Annotated in this window: 22 protein-coding genes and 1 tRNA gene; 7 read left to right on the top strand and 16 right to left on the bottom strand. The window is 35.8% G+C overall.

All coding sequences use genetic code 11. The features are described from left to right. Window positions 1-232 precede the first annotated feature (232 nt). From AC2A1G_RS05400 to AC2A1G_RS05370, 7 genes are all read right to left on the bottom strand, one after another. A complete protein-coding gene (locus AC2A1G_RS05400; RefSeq protein WP_484045911.1) occupies window positions 233-2,158 on the bottom strand; it encodes an ABC-F family ATP-binding cassette domain-containing protein in 1,926 nt (641 codons plus the stop codon). Window positions 2,159-2,298: 140 nt separating this feature from the next. Continuing rightward, window positions 2,299-2,646 (bottom strand): hypothetical protein, encoded by a 348-nt coding sequence (locus AC2A1G_RS05395; protein WP_484045910.1) that lies wholly within the window; start codon window positions 2,644-2,646, stop codon window positions 2,299-2,301. 171 nt (window positions 2,647-2,817) lie between these two features. After that, the gene (locus AC2A1G_RS05390; protein ID WP_484045909.1) at window positions 2,818-3,498 is read right to left on the bottom strand and encodes a response regulator transcription factor; all 681 of its coding nucleotides are present in this window, start codon (window positions 3,496-3,498) and stop codon (window positions 2,818-2,820) included. Continuing rightward, window positions 3,491-4,207: a sensor histidine kinase gene (locus tag AC2A1G_RS05385; protein WP_484045908.1), complete on the bottom strand. Its 717-nt coding sequence runs from the start codon at window positions 4,205-4,207 to the stop codon at window positions 3,491-3,493. The genes AC2A1G_RS05390 and AC2A1G_RS05385 overlap by 8 nt, the downstream gene beginning before the upstream one ends. Window positions 4,208-4,242: 35 nt before the next feature. Continuing rightward, complete coding sequence (locus tag AC2A1G_RS05380) at window positions 4,243-4,671, bottom strand: hypothetical protein (RefSeq protein ID WP_484045907.1); 429 nt, start codon at window positions 4,669-4,671, stop codon at window positions 4,243-4,245. Window positions 4,672-4,879: 208 nt separating this feature from the next. Next, window positions 4,880-5,614 carry a hypothetical protein gene (locus tag AC2A1G_RS05375; RefSeq protein WP_484045906.1) on the bottom strand — a complete coding sequence of 245 codons (735 nt, stop codon included), beginning with the start codon at window positions 5,612-5,614 and terminating at the stop codon, window positions 4,880-4,882. Between the two features lie 84 nt (window positions 5,615-5,698). Continuing rightward, complete coding sequence (locus AC2A1G_RS05370) at window positions 5,699-6,316, bottom strand: DUF5715 family protein (RefSeq protein WP_484045905.1); 618 nt, start codon at window positions 6,314-6,316, stop codon at window positions 5,699-5,701. 239 nt (window positions 6,317-6,555) lie between these two features. On the opposite strand from AC2A1G_RS05370, the gene aqpZ reads away from it, so the two are divergent. Further along, entirely contained in the window at window positions 6,556-7,269 is a 714-nt protein-coding gene (gene aqpZ / locus AC2A1G_RS05365) for an aquaporin Z (protein WP_484045904.1), read from the top strand. 52 nt (window positions 7,270-7,321) lie between these two features. On the opposite strand, the gene AC2A1G_RS05360 is transcribed toward aqpZ, so the two are convergent. The 5 genes from AC2A1G_RS05360 to AC2A1G_RS05340 form a co-directional block, all read right to left on the bottom strand. Further along, a complete protein-coding gene (locus tag AC2A1G_RS05360) occupies window positions 7,322-7,867 on the bottom strand; it encodes a hypothetical protein (protein WP_484045903.1) in 546 nt (181 codons plus the stop codon). A 137-nt stretch (window positions 7,868-8,004) separates the two neighbouring features. Then, window positions 8,005-8,988, bottom strand: a complete 984-nt coding sequence (locus AC2A1G_RS05355; protein WP_484046036.1) for a LuxE/PaaK family acyltransferase — start codon at window positions 8,986-8,988, stop codon at window positions 8,005-8,007. Between the two features lie 180 nt (window positions 8,989-9,168). Further along, window positions 9,169-9,954 (bottom strand): UDP-2,3-diacylglucosamine diphosphatase, encoded by a 786-nt coding sequence (locus tag AC2A1G_RS05350; protein ID WP_484045902.1) that lies wholly within the window; start codon window positions 9,952-9,954, stop codon window positions 9,169-9,171. Window positions 9,955-9,981: 27 nt separating this feature from the next. Beyond that, complete coding sequence (locus tag AC2A1G_RS05345) at window positions 9,982-10,428, bottom strand: 6-pyruvoyl trahydropterin synthase family protein (protein WP_484045901.1); 447 nt, start codon at window positions 10,426-10,428, stop codon at window positions 9,982-9,984. Between the two features lie 49 nt (window positions 10,429-10,477). Continuing rightward, the gene (locus AC2A1G_RS05340; RefSeq protein ID WP_484045900.1) at window positions 10,478-10,861 is read right to left on the bottom strand and encodes an acyl-CoA thioesterase; all 384 of its coding nucleotides are present in this window, start codon (window positions 10,859-10,861) and stop codon (window positions 10,478-10,480) included. A gap of 106 nt (window positions 10,862-10,967) precedes the next feature. Here AC2A1G_RS05340 and AC2A1G_RS05335 point away from each other — a divergent pair, with 106 nt between their 5' ends. Beyond that, window positions 10,968-11,618 carry a ComF family protein gene (locus tag AC2A1G_RS05335; protein ID WP_484045899.1) on the top strand — a complete coding sequence of 217 codons (651 nt, stop codon included), beginning with the start codon at window positions 10,968-10,970 and terminating at the stop codon, window positions 11,616-11,618. A gap of 74 nt (window positions 11,619-11,692) precedes the next feature. Here the strand turns inward: AC2A1G_RS05335 and upp are convergent, their stop codons facing one another. Next, window positions 11,693-12,343, bottom strand: coding sequence for a uracil phosphoribosyltransferase (gene upp / locus AC2A1G_RS05330; protein ID WP_484045898.1), 651 nt, complete (start codon window positions 12,341-12,343; stop codon window positions 11,693-11,695). Between the two features lie 145 nt (window positions 12,344-12,488). On the opposite strand from upp, the gene AC2A1G_RS05325 reads away from it, so the two are divergent. Then, on the top strand, window positions 12,489-14,924 hold the full coding sequence (locus tag AC2A1G_RS05325; RefSeq protein WP_484045897.1) for a WG repeat-containing protein: 2,436 nt from the start codon (window positions 12,489-12,491) through the stop codon (window positions 14,922-14,924). Window positions 14,925-14,991: 67 nt separating this feature from the next. On the opposite strand, the gene der is transcribed toward AC2A1G_RS05325, so the two are convergent. After that, window positions 14,992-16,302 (bottom strand): ribosome biogenesis GTPase Der, encoded by a 1,311-nt coding sequence (gene der / locus AC2A1G_RS05320; RefSeq protein ID WP_484045896.1) that lies wholly within the window; start codon window positions 16,300-16,302, stop codon window positions 14,992-14,994. A gap of 283 nt (window positions 16,303-16,585) precedes the next feature. Between der and AC2A1G_RS05315 the strand changes: the two genes are divergently transcribed. Both AC2A1G_RS05315 and map read left to right on the top strand, forming a co-directional pair. Beyond that, window positions 16,586-16,656 (top strand) — tRNA-Gln (locus AC2A1G_RS05315). 111 nt (window positions 16,657-16,767) lie between these two features. Continuing rightward, on the top strand, window positions 16,768-17,532 hold the full coding sequence (gene map, locus AC2A1G_RS05310) for a type I methionyl aminopeptidase (RefSeq protein WP_484045895.1): 765 nt from the start codon (window positions 16,768-16,770) through the stop codon (window positions 17,530-17,532). A 2-nt stretch (window positions 17,533-17,534) separates the two neighbouring features. Here the strand turns inward: map and AC2A1G_RS05305 are convergent, their stop codons facing one another. Further along, entirely contained in the window at window positions 17,535-18,032 is a 498-nt protein-coding gene (locus AC2A1G_RS05305; protein ID WP_484045894.1) for a hypothetical protein, read from the bottom strand. 119 nt (window positions 18,033-18,151) lie between these two features. Next, complete coding sequence (katG, locus tag AC2A1G_RS05300; protein ID WP_484045893.1) at window positions 18,152-20,425, bottom strand: catalase/peroxidase HPI; 2,274 nt, start codon at window positions 20,423-20,425, stop codon at window positions 18,152-18,154. 399 nt (window positions 20,426-20,824) lie between these two features. Between katG and AC2A1G_RS05295 the strand changes: the two genes are divergently transcribed. Together AC2A1G_RS05295 and AC2A1G_RS05290 are read left to right on the top strand one after the other, a co-directional pair. Next, complete coding sequence (locus tag AC2A1G_RS05295; protein WP_484045892.1) at window positions 20,825-21,286, top strand: heme-binding domain-containing protein; 462 nt, start codon at window positions 20,825-20,827, stop codon at window positions 21,284-21,286. A gap of 3 nt (window positions 21,287-21,289) precedes the next feature. Then, window positions 21,290-21,703 (top strand): thiol-disulfide oxidoreductase DCC family protein, encoded by a 414-nt coding sequence (locus AC2A1G_RS05290; RefSeq protein ID WP_484045891.1) that lies wholly within the window; start codon window positions 21,290-21,292, stop codon window positions 21,701-21,703. Window positions 21,704-21,747: the final 44 nt, after the last annotated feature.

Here is a 21,747-nt window from a genome sequence, read left to right as displayed (position 1 = left end):
ATTAAATTACAATATTATGTTAAATGAGGTTTGGGATGTTGCGGGAAGATTAAATTTGAGCAAATTTCACTTTTTTGTAATTAGTTGATATTTGTAAATCAAAGGTGTCGCTCCTACGGAGCTGTAATTTCCTCACTCTTCCTTACACAAAGGTTTTTGCTCCTCTGGAGCAATCTATATTTCACAAAAAAAGATGAACCGAAGCCCATCTTTTATTATTATTTTTCTTAAATTAATCCAGCTGCGTTCCCAAATGCTCCCATTCCTGCAAAGCAAGATCAAGTTCTTCTTTGGTTTTGTTGTATTTTTCCAAAGTTTCTTCTGATGGATTGTCTTTTGTGAAAGAAGCTTCGTAGTTTTCAATTGCTGTTTCCAGCTCAGAAATTTTCTCTTCTACTTTTTTGAGTTTATTCTGAATACTTTTCTGTTCTTTAGTTACAATTACATTAGACTGAACTTCAATCTTTGGTTCAGACTTGACCTTAACCTCAGCCTTAGCCTCTTCCCCATGAAGTTTTGCTTTCTCCGCGGAAATTTCCCTGATGGATTCTTTCTGTCTGAATTCAAGATATTCGTTGATGTCGCCTAAGAATTCTTTCATTTTACCGTCACGGAATTCGTAGATTTTATCGCAAAGTCCCTGTAAGAATTCTCTGTCGTGAGAAATTACAATCAAAGTACCTTCAAATTTCTGCAAAGCCAGTTTGATAATCTCCTTAGACTGAATATCTAAGTGATTGGTTGGCTCATCCATAATCAATGTGTTGAAAGGACGTAACAACAATTTACAAAGTGCCAGACGGTTTCTTTCACCTCCGGAAAGTACTTTTGTTTTTTTATTTACCGCTTCTCCCTGAAAAAGGAACGAACCTAATAAATCTCTTACTCTCGGTCTTGTTTCTTCGGTTGCAGAATCTTCAGCTTCCTCCTGAACGGTTTTATTTGGCGTTAAAACTTCTTCCTGATTTTGAGCGAAATATCCGATATTCACATTGTGACCCAAGTTCCAGTCTCCGGAATAATCTTTAATATCTCCGGCAAGAATTTTAGCTAAAGTGGTTTTTCCCTGACCGTTTTGTCCAAGGAGGGCAATCCTGTCGCCTCTCTGAACGATGAAATCCACATCATCAAAAATCTGTTTCTGTCCGTAAGATTTTCCAAGATTTTCAGCTTCAAAAATAACTTTTCCGGGAACCTGCGACTGTACGAAACGGATATTGAATTTTGAAACGTCTTCGTTATCAATTTCAATACGCTCGATTTTATCTAATTTTTTAATCAAAGACTGGGCAAAAGATGCTTTGGTAGCACTTGCACGGAATTTATTGATGTTATCTTCCATCTGCTTGATTTCCGCATCCTGATTTTTCTTGGCCTGAACCAGTTTTTCACGGCGGTCTTCACGCATCACCAAATATTTGGAATAATTGGCTTTATAATCGTCTACTTTTCTGTTGTTGACATCAAAAGTTCTGTTACAAACTGCTGTCATAAACTGCTTATCGTGACTTACCAAAAGAATTCCTCCCGGATAATCTTTCAAAAAGTTTTCCAACCAGATGATAGATTCCATATCGAGGTGGTTGGTAGGCTCATCGAGAAGCATCAAATCGTTCTTTTGAAGAAGCAATTTTGCCAATTCGATTCTCATTCTCCATCCTCCCGAAAATTCGTCTGTAATTTTTTGGAAATCATCCGCTTTAAAACCTAAACCAAACAATACTTTTTCAATATCACCTTCCAGATTATAGGCATCATGGTGCATCAAAAGATCATTCAGATCGGTCATTCTGTTGATTAGATCTGTGTAAGAATCACTTTCGTAATCGGTTCTTACGGTCAGTTGATGATTTATTTCTTCCAGTTCTTCTTTCCAGGCGTTGATTTGCTCAAAAGCCTGCATTGTTTCAGCCCAAACCGTTCTTCCTTTCACAAAATCGAGATCCTGTTTTAGAAAACCAATGGTAATATTTCCTTCGGGAACTACATTTCCTTCGTAGAAAGTAATTTCTCCGGAAAGCATTTTCAGAAGTGTGGATTTTCCGGCTCCGTTTTTACCGACCAAACCGATTTTATCATCTTTTTTGATGGTAAAATTGACGTTTTGAAACAAATAATTTCCTGAATGATGTAATCCTAAACCCTGAACCGAAAGCATTTGAAATGAGTATTATAAAGTGAATATTAAAGATGAATCTTTTTCGGGTGCAAAAGTACGGAAAAATTTAAGATTTAAATATAAATAAAAGAGCCGCCCAAAAAGGCAGCTCAATAATAAAATCAGTTAAGAATCAAGACCTATTTCTGTAATTCCGCAGGTTCTACATAATCTTCCGGCAAAGCTTCTGCTGAAAGGTTGACAATTTTGGTCACTTCAAAAGAAGTAGGCCCGGTCTGGATGATAGCAAATCTGCTATCTGCAGTTCCAATTGAGGTATGAAAAGGTTTAGCTTTAATAGTTCCCTGTGGTGTTTTAAGTTCCGCTGAAATTTCTCTCAGCAAACAGATTCCTCTGCTTTTTGCCTGCCAGGTGGTGTTTGGCGTTACAGTATAATGATCGTCTGAGCAAAATGCGCTCACATAAATTGCCTTTCCTTCGGCAATGTAAGGTGTAGAATTTACAATCTGAACTAATGAATAAGACATAATTTTATGATTTTTGGTTATTAATTTCCTACTCTTTGGGGTTTTTCGGAATCCACCCTTGTTCATTTTTTTTTTGAAGCTTCGTATTTTGAACAAGACAAAGTAACGCCACAAAAAAAACTTTTCATAGCGTATAAATTACCAAATAAAAAATTCCGCATTTCTACGGAATCATAATCTGATATCTACGGTAAAAATATCATGAATAATAGCGTAAATAACGATGCCTATTGAGTTTTTCACACCCAACTTCTCGATAATCCGCTGTCGGTGACTTTCTACAGTTCTGGGACTGATGAATAATTTATCTGCGATTTCTTTGTTGGTAAATTCCTGACAAATCAGCTGTACAACGTCTTTTTCGCGATCTGAAAGCTCGTCTTCGATAGCGAAAAGTGATTTTTGCTTAACTACATTATTTTTGAACGTTGCAAGCATTTTCAAATCTTCTTCAGAAAGATAAACGCCTTTGGTATGAACACTTTTGATGGCTTCAAGAAATGTTTTTCTGTCTGAATTTTTGGGAAGAAAAGCAGAAACCCCGAGCTTGATCATGTGCCCGAAAACTGAAGTTTTATAATGTGAAGAAAGAATAATAATCTTTAAATCAGGATATTTATTTTTAAGAATTTCTACCAGTTGAAAACCATCCATCGGTAACATTTGAATATCTGACAAAACAATATCCGGAAAATCTTCAGGTGAAGATTCTTCAAGCATTTTCAGAAAACTTTCGCCATCATTTGCCGTAAAGTTCACTTTGATTTGCTTATCACTTGACAGCAGCATTTTTACACCTTCCAAAATCAGCTGCTCGTCGTCAACCATAACTAATTTTATAATGTCATTCATTTTTCAAAGGTATTTTTATGATTAGTCTGGTGCCTTTTCCGATAACACTTTTCCATTTAAAAACAGCGTTGAGTGACTGTAATCTCGATTCGATATTTTTAATTCCCATTCCCTTTTTTACCAATTCATAGTCGAAACCTTTTCCATTATCTGAAATAATTACAAAAAGAATATTTTCTGAATCTCTCAACAAAATTTTCACTTCTTCAGCTTCAGAATGTTTAATTACATTCGTGGTAAACTCCTGAATAATCCGATAGATCTGAACTTCTACAAAAATATTTTTAGGCTGATAAGGTTTCAGTTCAAAAAGTGATATTTCTATTTTTTTGGAGAGATTAGCAATTAATTCTTCCACATAAAGAATAAAACCCAATTTTTCCAGATTGACAGGGTATAAATTATGCGAAATCTTTCTTGCCGAATCTACCAGTTCTTTAATCTGACCATTGATGACTTCAGATGCTTTTTCGTCTTCAATTTCAATATTCTGCAACCAAAGAGAAAGAATATTTAAGCGATTCCCAAGATCGTCGTGCACAGCAACAGCAATTCTTTTACGTTCTTCTTCCTGAGCTTTTACATTTTCGAGAGCCAGGTCTTTCTCATGCTGAATATCTGCAAGATTCTGAGCGTCTTTTTCCTTAATGATACGGTCTACAAAGGTTTTATAGGCTACCAAAATAAAGATGAGAATAACTGCGATCATCACAATTATTAAAAAGAAGAGCTTTATATTTAATGTTATTTCTTTAATTTTAAAAATGTATATCCGATTAAACCATATAAAACTGCTGCAAAAAAAGTATTGAAAATACCGATTAAGGAATAATCATCCTGCGACAGATTTTGAAGCTGTTGCTGTATCACAAAATTGAATACAGAAACAGAATAATAAAAAAATATGCCTACATCTGCAAAGAAAAACCGCTCCATTTTTTTTCCGTTTCTGATTTGTGCAATTAAAAAAGTAGCTGCAAGACAGATAATCAGAATATTAGAAATTACTTTAGCGATATCATGATTAAATTTGATTTTGAAACCAAATATAACAATCAGAAAAACCACCGCTAAAAAAGCAGATAAAGCAACAAAAATTTTATTTAGTTTTAATTTAGCGCAAAACAAACTGGTAAGCAGAAAAAAATCTCCGGCAATGTAGATAGGGTACATAAAAAAAAGATCAGTATATCCTAAACCTGAGCTTAGCAACCAGACCGTCATTTCTATACAAAAAAGGAAAAGAATATAAAAAATATAGAACTTTTCGCTTTTTATAAAATAGCTGTACTTTCCAAATCCCAAAATTACATTTATAAAAAGTAAGAGGTAATTTAAGTATAATAAAACTTCGTAAAAAGTATACATTGCTGTTTTTAGTTTACCCTAAATCGAATATCTGCCCATGCGGAGGACAAGGTTTAGCATAATCCATTGTATTTGAATCTACTACCGTACTCTGATTGCTCAAGTTATCCGGTGCTGAAATGAAAATAAGTGCAGGAAGCTGTTTCTGGTAAATTTCTGAAAATTTCAACCCGAATACTGAGATAAACATTACCCCTTCCTTTACCTCAAATATTTTTTCTTTAGGTACATAGAATTTAGTGAAAATCTCCTTCCCTTCGTTTGCCTGCTCTGAATAAAACCAATCGAAAGCATTGTTTTGCCATAATTCTATCGCATCCAAAGCTTTTTCCTGCTGTAAAACGGGTTTATTGTAAATCGGAAGAAACACATCTGAATCACTATCTGTTGTTCTCATCTTGGTAGACAAAACAGATTTTTTCACAACCGTATATGTCAGTTTTTCTGTAAGGCAAAGATCTTCCTTTAAAGTGTCAAATGATGAATACGAATACTGTGTGAGACTTACAGGATATCCTATTTTGTCCAGCGGTACAGGAATCATGATTAGTTCATCGTTTTCTGTAACGCCAATCTGTACACAAAAATCATCATTATCATTACGATTTTTGATAAGCTCGATTTGATCCCTGTGAAGATTAAAAACAGAATTTTGTTTGAAGAGTTTTTCAATTCTGATCATGTCGTTACGACATTCAGACCATCTTTTGGCAGCGTCAGAAAACTGCTGCGGAGAGAGTATTCCCATGTTAAAAGTTTTTGTTTTGGTTTTATCCAGTAAAAATACCTAATCTCAACAAAGTACACAAACGGCAGATGTAAAAAAGAAAAATTAATAATTTTTCACAGTCACATGGAAACAACTTTGCTGTCTTTCTTTGATGTAAAAAATTTTTCCGGCATTGTGGTAGTATTGAAGAACCTTCTCAAGGGCTGCCTCCAGTTTTGGATTGCTTTTTAAAACTCCATTGAAACGAACATAGGAAATGTCGAAAGAGTTGCCGTAATTGTGTGAACTGATTCCCAAACTGGCATTAGAATTCACTTTTCGTAATCTGCATTGATCTTCAAGCGTTCTCGTAATGGAAGTTACCGTAAAATAAGAACCACCTGTATTTTTGCTGAATCTTGCACCTATACGTTCAAGACTCAAGCTTGCTTTAGAAACCAACCATGCCTTGCTGTAATCTAATTTCTGAACCCTAAACCCTGTCCCTGATTTTTTAACCTTATGAAATTTTCCGCTGTTGATGTATTTTGTAACAGTGGTAGAATTTTTAAGAATTTTTACATTAAAACTTTTCGAAGCATCTAAATGCGGTTTGTAAAGCGCCGTAGGTTCAACCTTTAAAATCTCGTTAAGATCGTAGCAAGGCTCCGCTTTCTTTGATTTCTGGCCATGAAATACCTGACAAATAATGATTGGAAGGAGATACAAAAACTTCTTCATCTTGGGGTGGTTTTGAAATATAAAAAGTAAAAATACAGTTTTTGTTAAAAGCAAAAATAGTAATTCAATATAAAATCATAATAATTTACGTTTAAATATATTGTATTAAATAAAGTTAATTAAATAAATAATAATCCATTAAAATACCACAATAATTTAAAGTAAAATAATTAAAACAAATTAAAAACAAATTATTAATTTTTGTACTTTCGTTTTCTAATTTAAAAATACATTAAAAGATGATTTCAAACACTTCAAAATTTGTTGCCGAAATGATAGGCACAATGGTTCTCGTTTTAATGGGTTGCGGAAGCGCAGTAATTGCCGGTGCAGACGGCACTACAGGCGTTGGACTCCTAGGAATTTCATTCGCTTTTGGTCTTAGCGTTGTCGCAATGGCTTATGCAATTGGTCACATTTCCGGTTGCCATATCAACCCCGCAATTTCTATCGCCATGGTTGCTGCAGGAAGAATGAAAATGGGCGAAGCCGCCCGTTACATTGTTGCCCAAATACTGGGAGCTATCATCGGAGCCGGAATTCTTTACGTGATTTTCACCAATCATCCAGGAGCCGAAATGAAAGAATGGGCTTTAGGATCCAACGGTTGGGGAACAGGATATATGGATGCTTACAATATGACTGCGGCTTTGGTTGCTGAATTTGTTTTCACATTTATCTTTTTGATGGTTATTTTAGGATCAACTTCTACAAAAAATATCAACGGTGGGTTTGCCGGATTAGCCATCGGTCTGGCTTTGGTTTTAATTCATATCGTTGGAATTAAAATCACCGGAGTTTCTGTAAATCCCGCAAGAAGTATCGGTCCTGCGATTTTTGCTGGCGGTCAGGCTCTTTCTCAGCTTTGGTTATTTATCTTAGCTCCGGTTTTAGGAGGAGTTTTTGCGGCTTTTACTTATAATCTTTTGATTGAAAAGCCTGAAGCAAAATAGCTGAACGTTACATTAAAAAAAATGAAATTCCTGTCTTAAAAGGCAGGAATTTTTATTTTGTTTTCTTTATTTCAAAAGGATTTTTAAAGATCAGCTCTTCATGCTTTCCTTTGATTTCCATTTTTCTGTATAAAAGATTTAAAGCCATTTTTCTAATGAAAATATCTTTATCTGTAAGTTTCCAGTAAGAATCTTCGTGCACTGTTTTCGGTTTTCGGATGAGATAAAATTCCGTTTCCCATGAATCGACGTTATGGTAAAACTCGATAATTCCGCAGTGTTCTGGAATTGTTGAATGCTCAATCATTCCCATCGGTAAAAGAAAACTGAATGAATTGCAAATGTAATCGCCACAACAGATTTTATCGTGTTTCAGAAATTTTTCGCCAGTCGAACTGTTGACATACGATTTTTTAAAATCATTTTTAAAATCACTTTTAGAAAGTTTGATTTCAATTTCGTGACTGAAGCCTTCTGAATTGATAATCAAAATATCTGCTTCCCAATCTGCCTGAAAATGATTGGTCAACACAATTTCTTTCTCAAAATCACATTGAGAATGAATGTAAGCGTGAACGAGTTCTTCTATTTTTAACACTTCTATTTTTTAACGCAAGGTTCGCTAAGATTTTTTAATTATTCTGAATATTTTCCGTTCGCAAGGGCGCTTCGCTCAGCAAATGACAGCAGAATTTCAATGTTAAATATCATCAAAAATACTTCAAACTAAACACATCAACTCACGAGCAAGCTGCATCCCCGAATATCCGAGTGATCGATTCTTCCCAAAACCTGAAATTTACTTTCAGGAAGTGTTTTACCCAAATCCTGAGTTGCTATAAATGAACAGGAATGGATATTAGCCAAATCAATGATATTGATCGCTCCCGTCCTACCCTCTTTTTCGTAACTGAAAGGATCTTCCACATTTCTTACCAAAACCCGCATCCAGTTTGGACATTGATAGATGTTTTCTCCTAAAGAATAAGCCTGCGAAAGCAATTCTGTCATTGAATATTCTGAATAGATCTTGTCGGTTTTAAAACCTTCCTGCAAAATTTTCAAAAGCTCGTCTTTAGTCATTTCTTCTTTTCTACCTTTCATTCCGCCGGTTTCTATCACTGTCAAAGAGTTGGAGGATTGGAGGGTTTGAGAGTTTGAGTTGCAGAAATCCAGGAAATCTAAAAGCGCAAAAGAAACTCCGAAGAGAATTACTTTTTTGTCTTTTAATTCATTTAAAAGCTGAAACAAATCTTGGTGGTTGTATAAAAAATATCCATTTTCAGGTCTGTTTGATTTCTTCATTAAAAAATCGACCATGTAGATCAGGGACGAATTTTGTTTCTCCAGATAACTTGGCAATAAGCCGAGAAAAATAAAATCTTCAGGCTTACCGATAAACTGCGCGAAGCTTTTGTAAATACTTTTCTCGTACAAATCTGTATCAGCGATGAAATGTTTAGACAAATTCATCTGAGTCGTTCCGGAGCTTTGAAAAAACAGATCCGTGGACACATTTTTATCTAAAATCTGATGATTTTTAAACATTTCAATCGGTAAAAAGGGAATTTTCGCAACCTCATCTACTTCCTGAGAATCAATGTTCAGATAGTCCACAAACTTTCTGTAAATCTCAATATTTTCATATTGAAATCTGAAAGTTTCGAGACAGGCTGTCAGAAAATCTTCGTCAGTTTGTATGTCAAAAATATTTTTCAAAGTATTTTCAGATTTTTTCAAAAGCTTTATGATTTAAAATGAAGCATTTAGAGTTTCAACCTTAATAATTCACATTTTATTCATTTACATCGCTTTGTTTTGGTCGGGTATTTGCAAAACAAAGCTCGGAATATGGATTAGGAATATGAGTGTCAGAACTCATAATTCGGAAATTACCTCTTAATGGGGTAATTTTTTATTTTCAAATGTCTTCAGTTCAAAATCATGCTCAAAGACACCATAGGTAAAATAGGAAATCCAGTCTCCTAAGTTGATGTATTTTGAGTTTTCATTTAAATTTAAAATCATTGGCAAATGCCTGTGACCGTAAATAAAATAGTCGATTTTCTCTGTTTCCAGTTTCTTTTTAGAATAGATGATCAAAAATTCTTTTTCTTCTCCTAAAAAAGCCTTGTCTTCGTCACCCGAAATCATTTTGTTTTTCTGAGACATGTAAAGTGCAATTTTCATCGCAATATCAGGATGAAGCCATCTGAAAAACCATTGCGCAATTGGGTTGGTAAAGACTTTTTTCATTCTTTTATAGCCTTTATCGCCCGGTCCCAGACCGTCTCCGTGAGCGAGCAGAAACTGTTTTCCACCCATTTCGAAATATTGTTTTTTGTAGAAAACGGTGCATCCAATTTCTTCCTCAAGATAATCTTTCATCCACAAATCGTGGTTTCCGACAAAAAAATAAACCTGAATTCCGTGGTCTTTTAATTCTGCAATTTTACCTAAGACCCGAACATAACCTTTGGGAATAACGTGGTTCCACTCGTGCCAGAAATCAAACAGATCACCCATCAAGAATAAAACCTGCGCATCTTCCTTAATCTGATTCATCCAACGGATAAATTTTCCCTCGCGCAGTTTGCTTTCCTTCGGATTCGGTGCACCGAAATGCTGATCTGAAGCAAAATAAACTTTCTTTCCGGGTTCTAAATTGATGGTTGTCTTAAGCACTTTTCAGAATTTAAATTCAGCAGAAAATTATTGATTATCTTCTGCAAACCACTCTCCGTAAGAGTTTTCAGTCTCATGAAGTTTTAGATATGCCAAAGAAATCCCTTCCGGAAGTTTTGCTTTTACTTTTGCAGCGACGGCGTACAACATATTTTCGCAGGTTGGCTGAAAGTTGCAGTAAATCACTTTCTGACCTTTGTTTTCAAGCTCCTCGCCCATTTCTCTGTGCGGAGAAACGCCATTAATTAAAACCGCATGATCCCAAACATCAACGATTTCAGCTTTTACAATCGTTTTTATATCTCCGAAATCTACCACCATTCCGTTCTTTGGATTGTCCAGATCATTGATTGGTTTTCCTTTTACCGTAACGAAAAGTTTGTAAGAATGCCCGTGCATATTTTTACATTTCCCGTCATAATTGTACAAAACATGAGCAGTTTCGAATGTAAAAATTTTTGTAATACGTATCATGGTGCAAAGATAGGGAATTTGGATTTTGAATTAATCATCAAAATCAACCTTAAAGTTTGCTCAGCCAATTTTCATCCAACCTTTTAATCCTCTGCGTTTTCTTATCAATAAAAACCCAAAGCGTTGAAGAATCTACCACCAAAACATCATTGCAGTAGAATTCAACTTTTCTGGGCTGGCGAATTCCTTCAGGTGGTTTGGGATACGTTTTAATGATTAAAATATCACCCAGATAAACCTGTTTTTTATATTGAATATGATGATCCACCAACATCCAGATATCTTCAGGAAAACCTAATTTATCTTTCACAGTATCCCAGTGCTCACCTGCAATTTCTTCCACCCACTTCACGTATTGAACGTTGTTGACGTGATTATTAAGATCAATATGCTCCTCTGTAATCTTTATTTTTTTCTCAAAAATCAAACTCATATTCAAAGATATTGATTTTATTTTTTTTTAGATTAAACCAAAAATCTCAATTAATATATTTCAAATTTCAGAGAAAATTATTATTTTAGTTTTATAAAACACACAAATGATTTTAGACGTATTCTTTCCAAACCGCTGCATTCACTGCAACCGAATTATTGATGGCAATTTATTGGTTTGCAATCTTTGCTTTGAGCACATTCACTTCACCCACCACGATTTTTCTTCTGAAAATAATTTAAAAGAAAAATGCAAACTACTCTTTCCCATAGAAAATGCTTTTTCGCTGATGCAGTTTGAAGAGGAAAATTTAAGCCGGAAAATCATCCACGAACTGAAATATAAAAGTCGGGAAAATGCCGGAAAAGTTTTAGCAGAATGGACGACTGAATCTTTGAAATTTAAAGAAAAACCAGATTTACTCGTCTCTGTACCTTTGCATCCGAAGAAATTAAAGGAAAGAGGCTACAATCAGCTTCACCTTTTTACAGAAACCTTGTCTGAATTCTACAAAATTCCTTTCAGTCATGATTTAATTAAAAGAAATCACTACTCGAAAGCTCAGGCTTTGAAAGACAAACAACACCGTCTGGAAACTCAGAATATTTTTTCAATCACTAGAAAGATTTCAAATCAACATATTTTGCTGATTGATGATGTTTTCACCACCGGAAACACTTTGGCGACCGTTGCATGGGAAATTTTGAAAGCCGGAGACAATAAAGTGAGCGTTTTGGTGATGGCGATGGACGAGTAAATATGGGTAATGAGTGATGGGTAATGAATAATCAGCAATAAATAATTTTCCGAGAATTGTACATTAACTTGAAATTATCTCTGCAGTTTTTCTCCGTAGCTTAAATCTCCGGCGTCACCTAAGCCTGGTGTGATGTAACCTTTTGAAGTTAAGTTTTCATCGATAGCTCCAACCCATATTTTTGCTTCGGGATAGGCTTTTTCGATGGTTTCAACACCTTGTCTTGAGGCAATTGCGGCAACGATGTGAAGTTGAGTAGGTGTTCCATTGGTCAATAAATCTTTGATGGCTTCGATGAGGGAAGCTCCTGTTGCCAACATGGGATCTGCAACGATTAACGGTCTTCCGTCGATATTGGGACACGTAAGATAATCTTGTTTTATAGAAAAATAATCATTAGCATCGTGCTTTCTGTACGCTGCGACAAAACCACAGTCTGCTTTATCAAGATAATTTAAAATTCCTTCAAACAAAGGAACTCCGGCTCTTAAAATGGTGGTGATGACAGGTTGTACGGCAATTTCTTTCACTTTAAGTTTATCCAAAGGAGTCTGAATTTCAACTTCTTTCGTTTCTAAATCTTTGCTAATTTCAAAAGCGGCAATTTCCCCTATCCTCTCCATGTTTCTGCGGAATCTCATTCGGTCGTGCTGAATTTCTACGTTCCGAAGCTCGTTAATCCATGAATTTACAAGAGAAAACTGTTCTGATAAAATCGTTAGCATAATTGTTTGAAATTTTTAATTAAAATTAATGTAAAAGGCTTAAAAACACAAGCACTACAATACAAAAATAGACATTTCACAAATTAGTTTTCCATTGCATCAACTATATTTTTACTTTTGCGAAATCTTTACTAGAAGAACTTACATGAATTCAAAAAAAATATACTTTTTGCTCGCTGCAGCTCTCTTTTCAGAAGTTTCAGCACAGATTCCTACCGCTCGGGAATATTATGAGATTGCACCCAACAAACCGCCAGATCCCATTAACGAAGTCAGTGGAGAATATACCTTCTCTCCTGACAAAAAGAAAAAAGGAGTTAAAATTAAAGGAAAAGTGATTTTGGAGCCTGTGTACGACGAAATCAGTGTATATTATAGCTATCCAGAGAAAATTTTAAAGGTAAAGAAAGACAACAAATATGGCTTCTTTGATTTGACGGGTCAAAACCTCATCCCTGTTAACTTTGACAATATTGAGAGTAGCGATAATCGTTTTTTTGTGGCTAAAAAAGATAAAAACATTTCAATATTCGACATTGAAAAGAAAAAGACCATCATCAGCGGAAATTACGGTAAACTGATAACCTACAATCAAAAAAGTGCTTTGGTAGAGGATGAATCGGGAGCTCAGTTTGTTATTTTTGAAGGCGGGAAAAAGATTAAAAGCGATTTTGAATCTGTAGAATTTTACCCCAACGCATTGGTTGTGAAGAAAAACGGCAAGCAGGCCATTTTAACCGAAAAAGGAAATCCCAACTATGAGTTTGACCAACTTTTCTTTCCATTATTAAAAGGTTCGAAATTGGGTAACCACGTGAAATATTCTTTAATGATTAAAGATTTTGTTGCGGTAAAAAACAAGATGTACGGACTTGTAGACATTACAGGAAAGACAAAACTACCCTTTGAATACAACAACATCAGCAGAGACGAGCGTATCGAAGGTTTCAGACTTGAAAAAAATAAAAAAATCGGACAGTATTTTGATGAAAATAAAATCCTGAAAGCCGAATACACCACCATTTACCGCGATGGTCTCTCAGACTATCTTACGCTTGGAAAAGACGGAAAATTCAGTATTGTAAATTATGCCACACTCAAAACCATCATCCCTTTCATCGCAGATGAACACATGATTCGCATGGGAAATGGCTATACTGTGAAGCAAAATCGAAAATCGGGTTGGTACGACCGGGAAGGAAATCAAGTTTTACCACCAGAATACGACGAAATCAGTAATTATTATGATGCAGACCATTTGCTGCGTTTGGTAAAAAACGGCAAAAAAGGAATTTATGATTTAAGAAAAAAGCAAATCATTGTTTCCACAGAATTTGACGAAATTACAGATTATTTCACTGGTTTTTTGGTCGGAATTAACGAAAACAGAGTCAACAATCAGACTACCACCCGAAATTACACGTTGATGGATGTTAACGGAAAAAAACTTTTGAATGAAAAATTCAATTCATTTGAAAAAAGTCCGGTAAAGAATTCTAAACTGCTTTTTGCTTCGAAAAATGATAGCTACAGCATCCTGACTTCCAAAGGAGTCGTTTCTCTGGAAAATATTGCTTCCTACGATTATATTTTTGATGAAAACCAGCTCATCAGCCCTGATTCTCAAAATGAAAATGCTCTGATCGCTCTTAAAAACAAGCAAAACAAATGGGCCATCTATGATGAAAAACAGGAAAAACTGAAATCAGATTTTAGCTACGACGAGATAAAACAGAAATTTGAAGACGAAAACACCTACCTTATCGTTTCAAAAAACAAAAAATACGGCATCATCGATCAAAACAACAAAACGATTCTAAACTTCAGCTACGACGATCTTTCTTTTGATCTGATAAATGCTTATAACAACGACAAACAGACGGTGGTGGCCAAAAAGAACGGCAAATATGGTTTGATAGATTTGTCGGGAAAAGAGGTTATTCCATTCAGCTATGCGGATCTTCAGAGAATTTCGGGAGATGATTTGTTTAAGGCAAAGCTTGGCAAAAGTTATATACTTATTAATTCTCAAAATACAGTTTTAAATAAAGGACCTTTCGATGACATCAGTAATTTTGAAGATGAACAAGCGCTGAGTTTTTCAGGTCAGAGAGCTAGAGAAATTGACAGCAAGGGACAGTTTAGAAAATTTGAAGGTCAGTTTTCAATACATCAGGGTTTTAAAACTTTTGATGAAATGAAGTTTGGTTTTTTGAAAATGCTCAACAGTAAAACCGATGCTGAAGTAAAAGAATATGCCCGAAAACTGGCTCCATCACCGCATTTACTCTATTTTTTAAAAGAAAGTTCTTTCAAAAACAGAGTCGCTTATCTGGATTCAGAATCTATTGTGAATGTGTATTATTCAGAATTATTAAATTTAAAAAACACCAACAGAAACCGAACGTATCTGCATGAAAAACTTTCTTTGGTAAAAGATTTCACAGGCTACAATGATGGGATGACGACCAGCTACAGAAGCGGAATTCAGGATTATGGAGATGGCATTGCCGAGCAGTTTCTGAGAAACAGTTTCAAAATCAACGGCTATTGGATCAGCAGTAGATTTTTGTATTATTAAAGTTCAAAGAAAAATTCATCTAAAATCAAAAACCCTTTCAAACTAAATCTGAAAGGGTTTTTAATTTTTATTTCTGTCTGAAATATACTTCGATTGGAACTCCGGTAAACCCGAATTGTTTTCTCAATTGATTTTCGGTAAATCTTTTGTAAGGTTCTTTTACGTATTGTGGTAAATTACAGAAGAACACAAACTGCGGCGACGGCGTTGGAAGCTGTACACAGTATTTGATTTTAATGTACTTTCCTTTGTTTGCCGGCGGTGGCATTGCTTCAAAGATAGGAAGCATCACTTCGTTTAGTTTAGAAGTTTTGATTTTCTTCTTACGGTCTTCATAAACAATCATAGCCATTTCAACCGCTTTCAAAATTCTCTGCTTTGTTAAAGCCGAAACAAACAAAATAGGAATATCATTGAACTGACCAATTTTATCTCTGATTGATTTTTCAAAATCTCTAACGGTATTGGTATTTTTATCTTCTACCAAATCCCATTTATTCACCAAAATCACAATACCTTTTCTGTTTTTCTGAGCCAAACCGAAGATATTCATGTCCTGAGATTCCCAGCCTAAAGTAGCATCAACCATGATGATTACCACGTCTGAATATTCAATAGAACGGATAGAACGCATTACAGAGTAGAATTCCAAATCTTCATTTACTTTAGATTTTCTTCTCATTCCTGCAGTATCTACCAACACAAACTCGTGTCCGAATTTATTGTAAAGCGTTTGAATACTGTCTCTGGTAGTACCTGCAACATCGGTTACAATATTTCTTTCCTCATCAAGCAAAGCATTGGTCATTGTAGATTTTCCTACATTCGGACGGCCGGCAATGGTAATTTTTGGTAAACCTTCAAAAGGATCTTTGTATTCTGTAGTTGGGAAATCTCTTACGATATCATCTAAAATCTCTCCCGTTCCAGAACCTGTAGCTGAAGAAATAGTGTAATATTTGTCGATTCCTAATTGATAGAATTCTGTAGCGTCGATTTCTTCTTTGGCAGAATCTACTTTGTTGATGACGATATAAGTAGGTTTGTTTGACCTTCTCAACATCTCATGAATTTCATGATCGGTATCGGTAAGACCTTCTTCTACATTCAGCATAAAAATGATTGATGTAGCTTCATCAATTGCCAATTGCACTTGTTTAGAAATTTCACCTTGAAAAACGTCATCGTTATTCACATCATAACCTCCGGTGTCGATTACAGTAAAATCTACTCCGTTCCAGTCAGATTTCCCGTAGTGACGATCTCTGGTAACGCCGGCAGTAGAGTCTACTATAGCCTCTCTCCTTTCTAATAAACGATTAAATAACGTGGATTTTCCTACGTTGGGACGTCCAACGATTGCAACAATATTTGACATAAAAAATGTTTAATAATCCCTCGCCAATGCGATAGGACAAGATTATCAATGAGTTACTCCAACTTTTGGAGCTCAATTTTTTGCAAAGGTAAGCTAATTTTATCTAAATTGAAGTTTAAAAAATTTTTGGTTTTTGATAAACAATCTTTTTAAACCGAAATTCCATTTAAATTCAGGTTAAAATTAATGCTCTGTATTTCAATATTTAAAGGTTTTCAGGAGGAAAATTTTTATTTAAGATTTTTATTTTTAAAATAAATTATATAATTTCGCAGTCAGATAAAGACCTATAGTGTAACGGTAGCACTCCGGTTTTTGGTACCGTCAGTCGGGGTTCGAATCCCTGTGGGTCTACAAACCATCCTTTTTACAGGATGGTTTTGTTTTTTTTACATCTCTGTTTTTCCGCTCTTATTCAACAGAAATTTTTATTCCCTAAATTTGTATTTTCAAAAACAAAAAATTATGTCAATCACCAACGAACAGGAACTTCAGGGAATGCAAAACATCAGCAAAGCTGTTGCATTAACTTTAAAAGCCATGATTGATTATGCCAAACCAGGCATGACCACGAAAGAACTGGATGATTACGGAGCACAAATCCTTGAAAGTTTCGGAGCGAAATCAGCTCCGTACCTTACTTATGGATTTCCCGGATGGACTTGTATCAGCGTTGACAATGAATTCTGCCACGGAATTCCCTCAGAAAACAGAATTCTGAAAGAAGGCGACCTCATCAATATCGATGTTTCCGCAGAACTCGACGGATTTTGGGCTGATAACGGAAGTTCTTTTGTGATTGGAAAAGACCTAAATCAACATCAAAAACTGGTGGATGCTTCAAAAGAGATTTTAGAAAAAACCATCAGCAACATCAGCGGTGGAAAAAAGATTGCCGACATCGGGCATTTAATGGAAACTGAAGCTAAGAAAAGAGGATTTAAAGTAATTAAAAACCTTGGAGGTCACGGCGTTGGAAGAAGCCTTCACGAAGAACCTGATGAATTGTTAAACTACAAAAACCGTTTCGACAACAGAAGATTTAAGAAAAATTCTGTAGTAGCGATTGAAACTTTTATTTCAACAGATTCAAGCATTGCCGTGGAACTGAATGACGGCTGGACAATGGTTGGAAACCGTGGTGGATACATGGCTCAGCACGAACACACTATTTTAATTACCGACGGAAAGCCTGTGATTCTAACCAAAATGAACGGAATCTGGAATTAGTTTTACATTCCTTTAATAAAAGCATAAATCCCAACACCAATACCAACATACGCTAAAACAGTAATAATGTCAGCAATAGGTTGTGAAAAACGTTTTTCTGCAATTTTCTCAGCGTCAATCTGATTTTTATGAAACTTCAGAATGGTTTCAGGTCTTTTGACGGGGTGCGCAACGAGAGTATCGCTTGCCCATTTGTCCACAATGATTTTATAAGAGCTGCCACCAACATTTATTCTGTAATTTTTACCTACCGCCAGTTTATCCTGAATATTTACCGGAATCACCACTGAACCATTATTTACTGGCTGTGTTTTCTGCGCCATGGCTTCAGCAGCTTCGGGAGTCATCTCAAGAGAAGCAATATTATTACCGGTATTTTTTTTCGCCGGCTGCTGATCTTGCACTGGTTGCACTGGTACTTCGATTGGCTTTTTAACCTGATAAGTGTAGCAACTCACGAGTGAAAAAAGTAAAGCTATGAGATAAATATTTTTTTGCATTAGCCAAATTTAAGAATTAAACGGATTATTTTGAGTTTTGTTTTGAAAGTTTTTACTTTTCTGAAAAGCAAAGCCACCAAAACAGAATTTCAGTGGCTTTGATGTACAATTTTAAAATTTTATTTTAAATCAAATCGATCCAGTTCCATTACTTTTTCCCAGGCTTTTACGAAATCTTTCACAAATTTTTCTTTTGAATCTGATGAAGCGTAGATCTCTGCGATCGCTCTCAACTCAGCATTAGAGCCGAAAACCAGATCAGCACGGGTTGCCGTCCATCTATTTTCGCCGGAATTCCTGTCACTTCCTTCATACAGTTCTCTGTCCTGCGAAGTGGCTTTCCATTGCGTATTCATATCCAGAAGATTAACGAAGAAATCATTGCTTAAAGTTTCTGAGTTTTGCGTGAAAACTCCGTGTTTTGAACCGTCAAAATTGGTATTTAAAGCTCTCATTCCTCCCAACAAAACTGTCATTTCCGGAGCAGTTAAAGTTAAAAGCTGGGCTTTATCAATTAAAAGAGATTCTGTAGAAACATTTCTGTTTCCTTTTCTGTAATTCCTGAAACCATCGGCCAACGGCTCAAGATAACCAACAGATTCTACATCAGTTTGTTCCTGAGAAGCATCCGTTCTTCCTGCATTGAATTTTACTGAAACTTCTAAACCTCCGTTTGATGCAGCTTTTGCAACTGCAGCATTTCCAGCCAGAACAATTAAATCAGCCAATGAAACCTTTTTGTTTCCTGATTGATTATCATTGAATTTTTTCTTAATATTTCCCAGAATATCCAAAACTCTCTGAAGTTGTGAAGGATTGTTTACCGCCCAGTACTTCTGTGGAGCCAGACGAATTCTCGCCCCGTTCGCACCACCGCGCTTATCACTTCCTCTAAACGTAGAAGCGGAAGCCCATGCTGTAGAAACCAGCTCCGAAATACTTAAGCCTGAATTTAAAACTTTAGATTTCAGATTTTGAATATCATTTTCATCAATTAATTCATGATCAACTTCCGGAACAGGATCCTGCCAGATCAACTCTTCTGCCGGAACTTCTGTTCCCAAATACCTTGCTTTTGGCCCCATATCTCTGTGAGTAAGTTTAAACCATGCTCTTGCAAAAGCATCAGCAAACTGATCAGGATTTTCGTAAAAACGTCTTGAAATTTTCTCGTAAGCCGGATCTAATCTTAAAGATAAATCCGTCGTCAACATCGTTGCTCTGTGTTTCTTATTCTCATCAAAAGCGTCAGGAATGATTTCCGCACCGCCTTTTGCCACCCACTGATGAGCTCCGGCAGGACTTTTGGTCAGTTCCCATTCATTTTCAAAAAGGTTTTTAAAGAAATGATTGCTCCATTGGGTCGGAGTTTCTGTCCACGTTACTTCAAGTCCGCTGGTAATCGTATCTTTTCCTTTTCCGGTATTGAACGAACTTTCCCATCCGAAGCCTTGTGAAGCCAAATCGGTTGCTTCCGGCTCTTTCCCTACGTGATCTGACGGTCCAGCACCGTGGGTTTTTCCAAAAGTATGACCGCCGGCAATTAAAGCCACTGTTTCTTCATCATCCATTGCCATTCTACCAAAAGTATCTCTGATGTCTTTTGCTGCAGCGATCGGATCAGGATTTCCGTCCGGACCTTCGGGATTTACATAAATTAAACCCATGTGAGCCGCTGCCAAAGGTTTTTCCAAATCCCTGCTATGGGTGCCACCGCCGGCATTTTCGTCTGAAGAAACTACTCCGTGAGCATCTAAACCTGCTTTTCCGTCGGAATAACGTTCTTCATTTCCGAGCCATGTGTGTTCTGAGCCCCAATATACATCCTGATCGGCTTCCCAAACGTCTTCTCTTCCTCCTGCGAAACCAAAAGTTTTGAAACCCATCGATTCCAAGGCAACATTTCCTGTGAGAATCATCAGATCTGCCCACGAAATTTTGTTACCGTATTTTTGTTTGATTGGCCAAAGGAGCCTTCTTGCTTTATCTAAACTTACATTATCCGGCCAGCTGTTGAGTGGTGCAAATCTCTGCTGACCTCTCGCTCCGCCACCACGACCATCAAAAACCCTGTATGTTCCAGCACTGTGCCACGCCATCCTCACGAAGAGCGGTCCGTAGTGTCCGAAATCGGCTGGCCACCAATCCTGAGAATCGGTCATTAAAGCGTGAAGGTCATTTTTTAAACCCTGATAGTCCAGAGATTTGAAAGCTTCAGCATAATTAAAATTTTCATCCATCGGATCCGAAAGTTTTGAATGCTGTCTTAAAATATCAACTCTTAACTGTTTTGGCCACCAGTCGCGGTTGTCTGTTCCACCACCTGCTACCGGTTGATTGAGTTGCCCGTTGTGGAAAGGGCATTTGCTGATGTCTCCATTTTGGTTTTCCATATATAATTTTTAATGTTTGATGTAAATTTAGGAAGTTTTGATTATAATTTTAATCTATTGATAAAATTTTTATGATTTATAAAAACTATTATTCAATATATTTAAGTTAAAAATTATCAAGTTTTTAAAATTTCTAGATCGCGCAATTTTTTGCCTGCAGGATTTCTCTTTCTATTTTTAAAACAAAGTCTCAGTAATTCAAGCCTAACTATTCATACTCATTTTTAAAATTAATAAAAAAGAGATAAAAAGACTTCGGAAATTTAAAGTTTAACCAAATTTTAAATTTAAAAAATGAAATTTAGATTTATTCCAATTTGGAAAATGATTAAATTGAAGTTTTAAAAAATTGGTAAGAACATTGCAGTTTACACTTCACTTTCTAAAATACCCATCACTATGCTTAAAAAAATATTCGTTATCGTTTTGGTAGGATTTATTATCATTCAGTTTTTTCCGATTGACAAGACCAATCCGCCACTGGAGCCGGGCATGGACTTTCTAAGAATAAAAGACACACCGCCGGAAATTGCTAAATTGATCAGAACCTCCTGCTACGACTGCCATTCCAACGAAACGAAATATCCGTGGTATTCGAGCATTGCACCGTCATCATGGTTTCTGAAAAACCACATCAACGAAGGAAGAAAAGAACTGAATTTCTCTACTTTTGCGACTTACGAACCATCAAGACAGATTCATAAAATGGAAGAGGCAGCAGAAATGGTGGAGAAGAAAAAAATGCCATTGGATTATTATTTCATTGGGCATCAGGACGCAAAACTTTCGGATGCAGACAGAAAAAAGCTCGGCGATTATTTTAGATTTCAAATCAAAGACACCAAAATTAAAAACAATTAAACCATGGAAAACCGGGAAAACAAACACATTATTTTTTTTGACGGAGACTGCGGCGTATGCAATTTCTGGGTACAGTGGATTTTGCAGAGGGACAAAAAAAATCAGTTTATGTTTGCTTCCCTTCAGTCAGATTTTGGCCAGAAATTTTTGGGCGAAAGAAATTTAGATCAGAAACAATTCAACACTTTATATCTCTGGAAAGTAGGTTCCTATTATTTAATAAAATCAAAAGCGATTATTAAGGTTTTAAATTTACTTGGAGGAGTTTATAAAGCGGGAGGATTTTTAGGACAAATAGTTCCAACCGCAATCAGCGATCAACTTTACAACGTGATTTCAAGAAACAGAATGAAAATAAGCAATCAGAAATGTTTTTTACCAACACCGGAGGAAAGAAAGAAATTTATTGAAGTCTGAAGCTTTGAAATTTATTAAATATTTTTAAACTTTAAAGATTTTCT

This window comes from Chryseobacterium sp. HNCC26DJ240, assembly GCF_057180485.1.
This window is presented reverse-complemented; position numbering and strand designations above follow the sequence as displayed.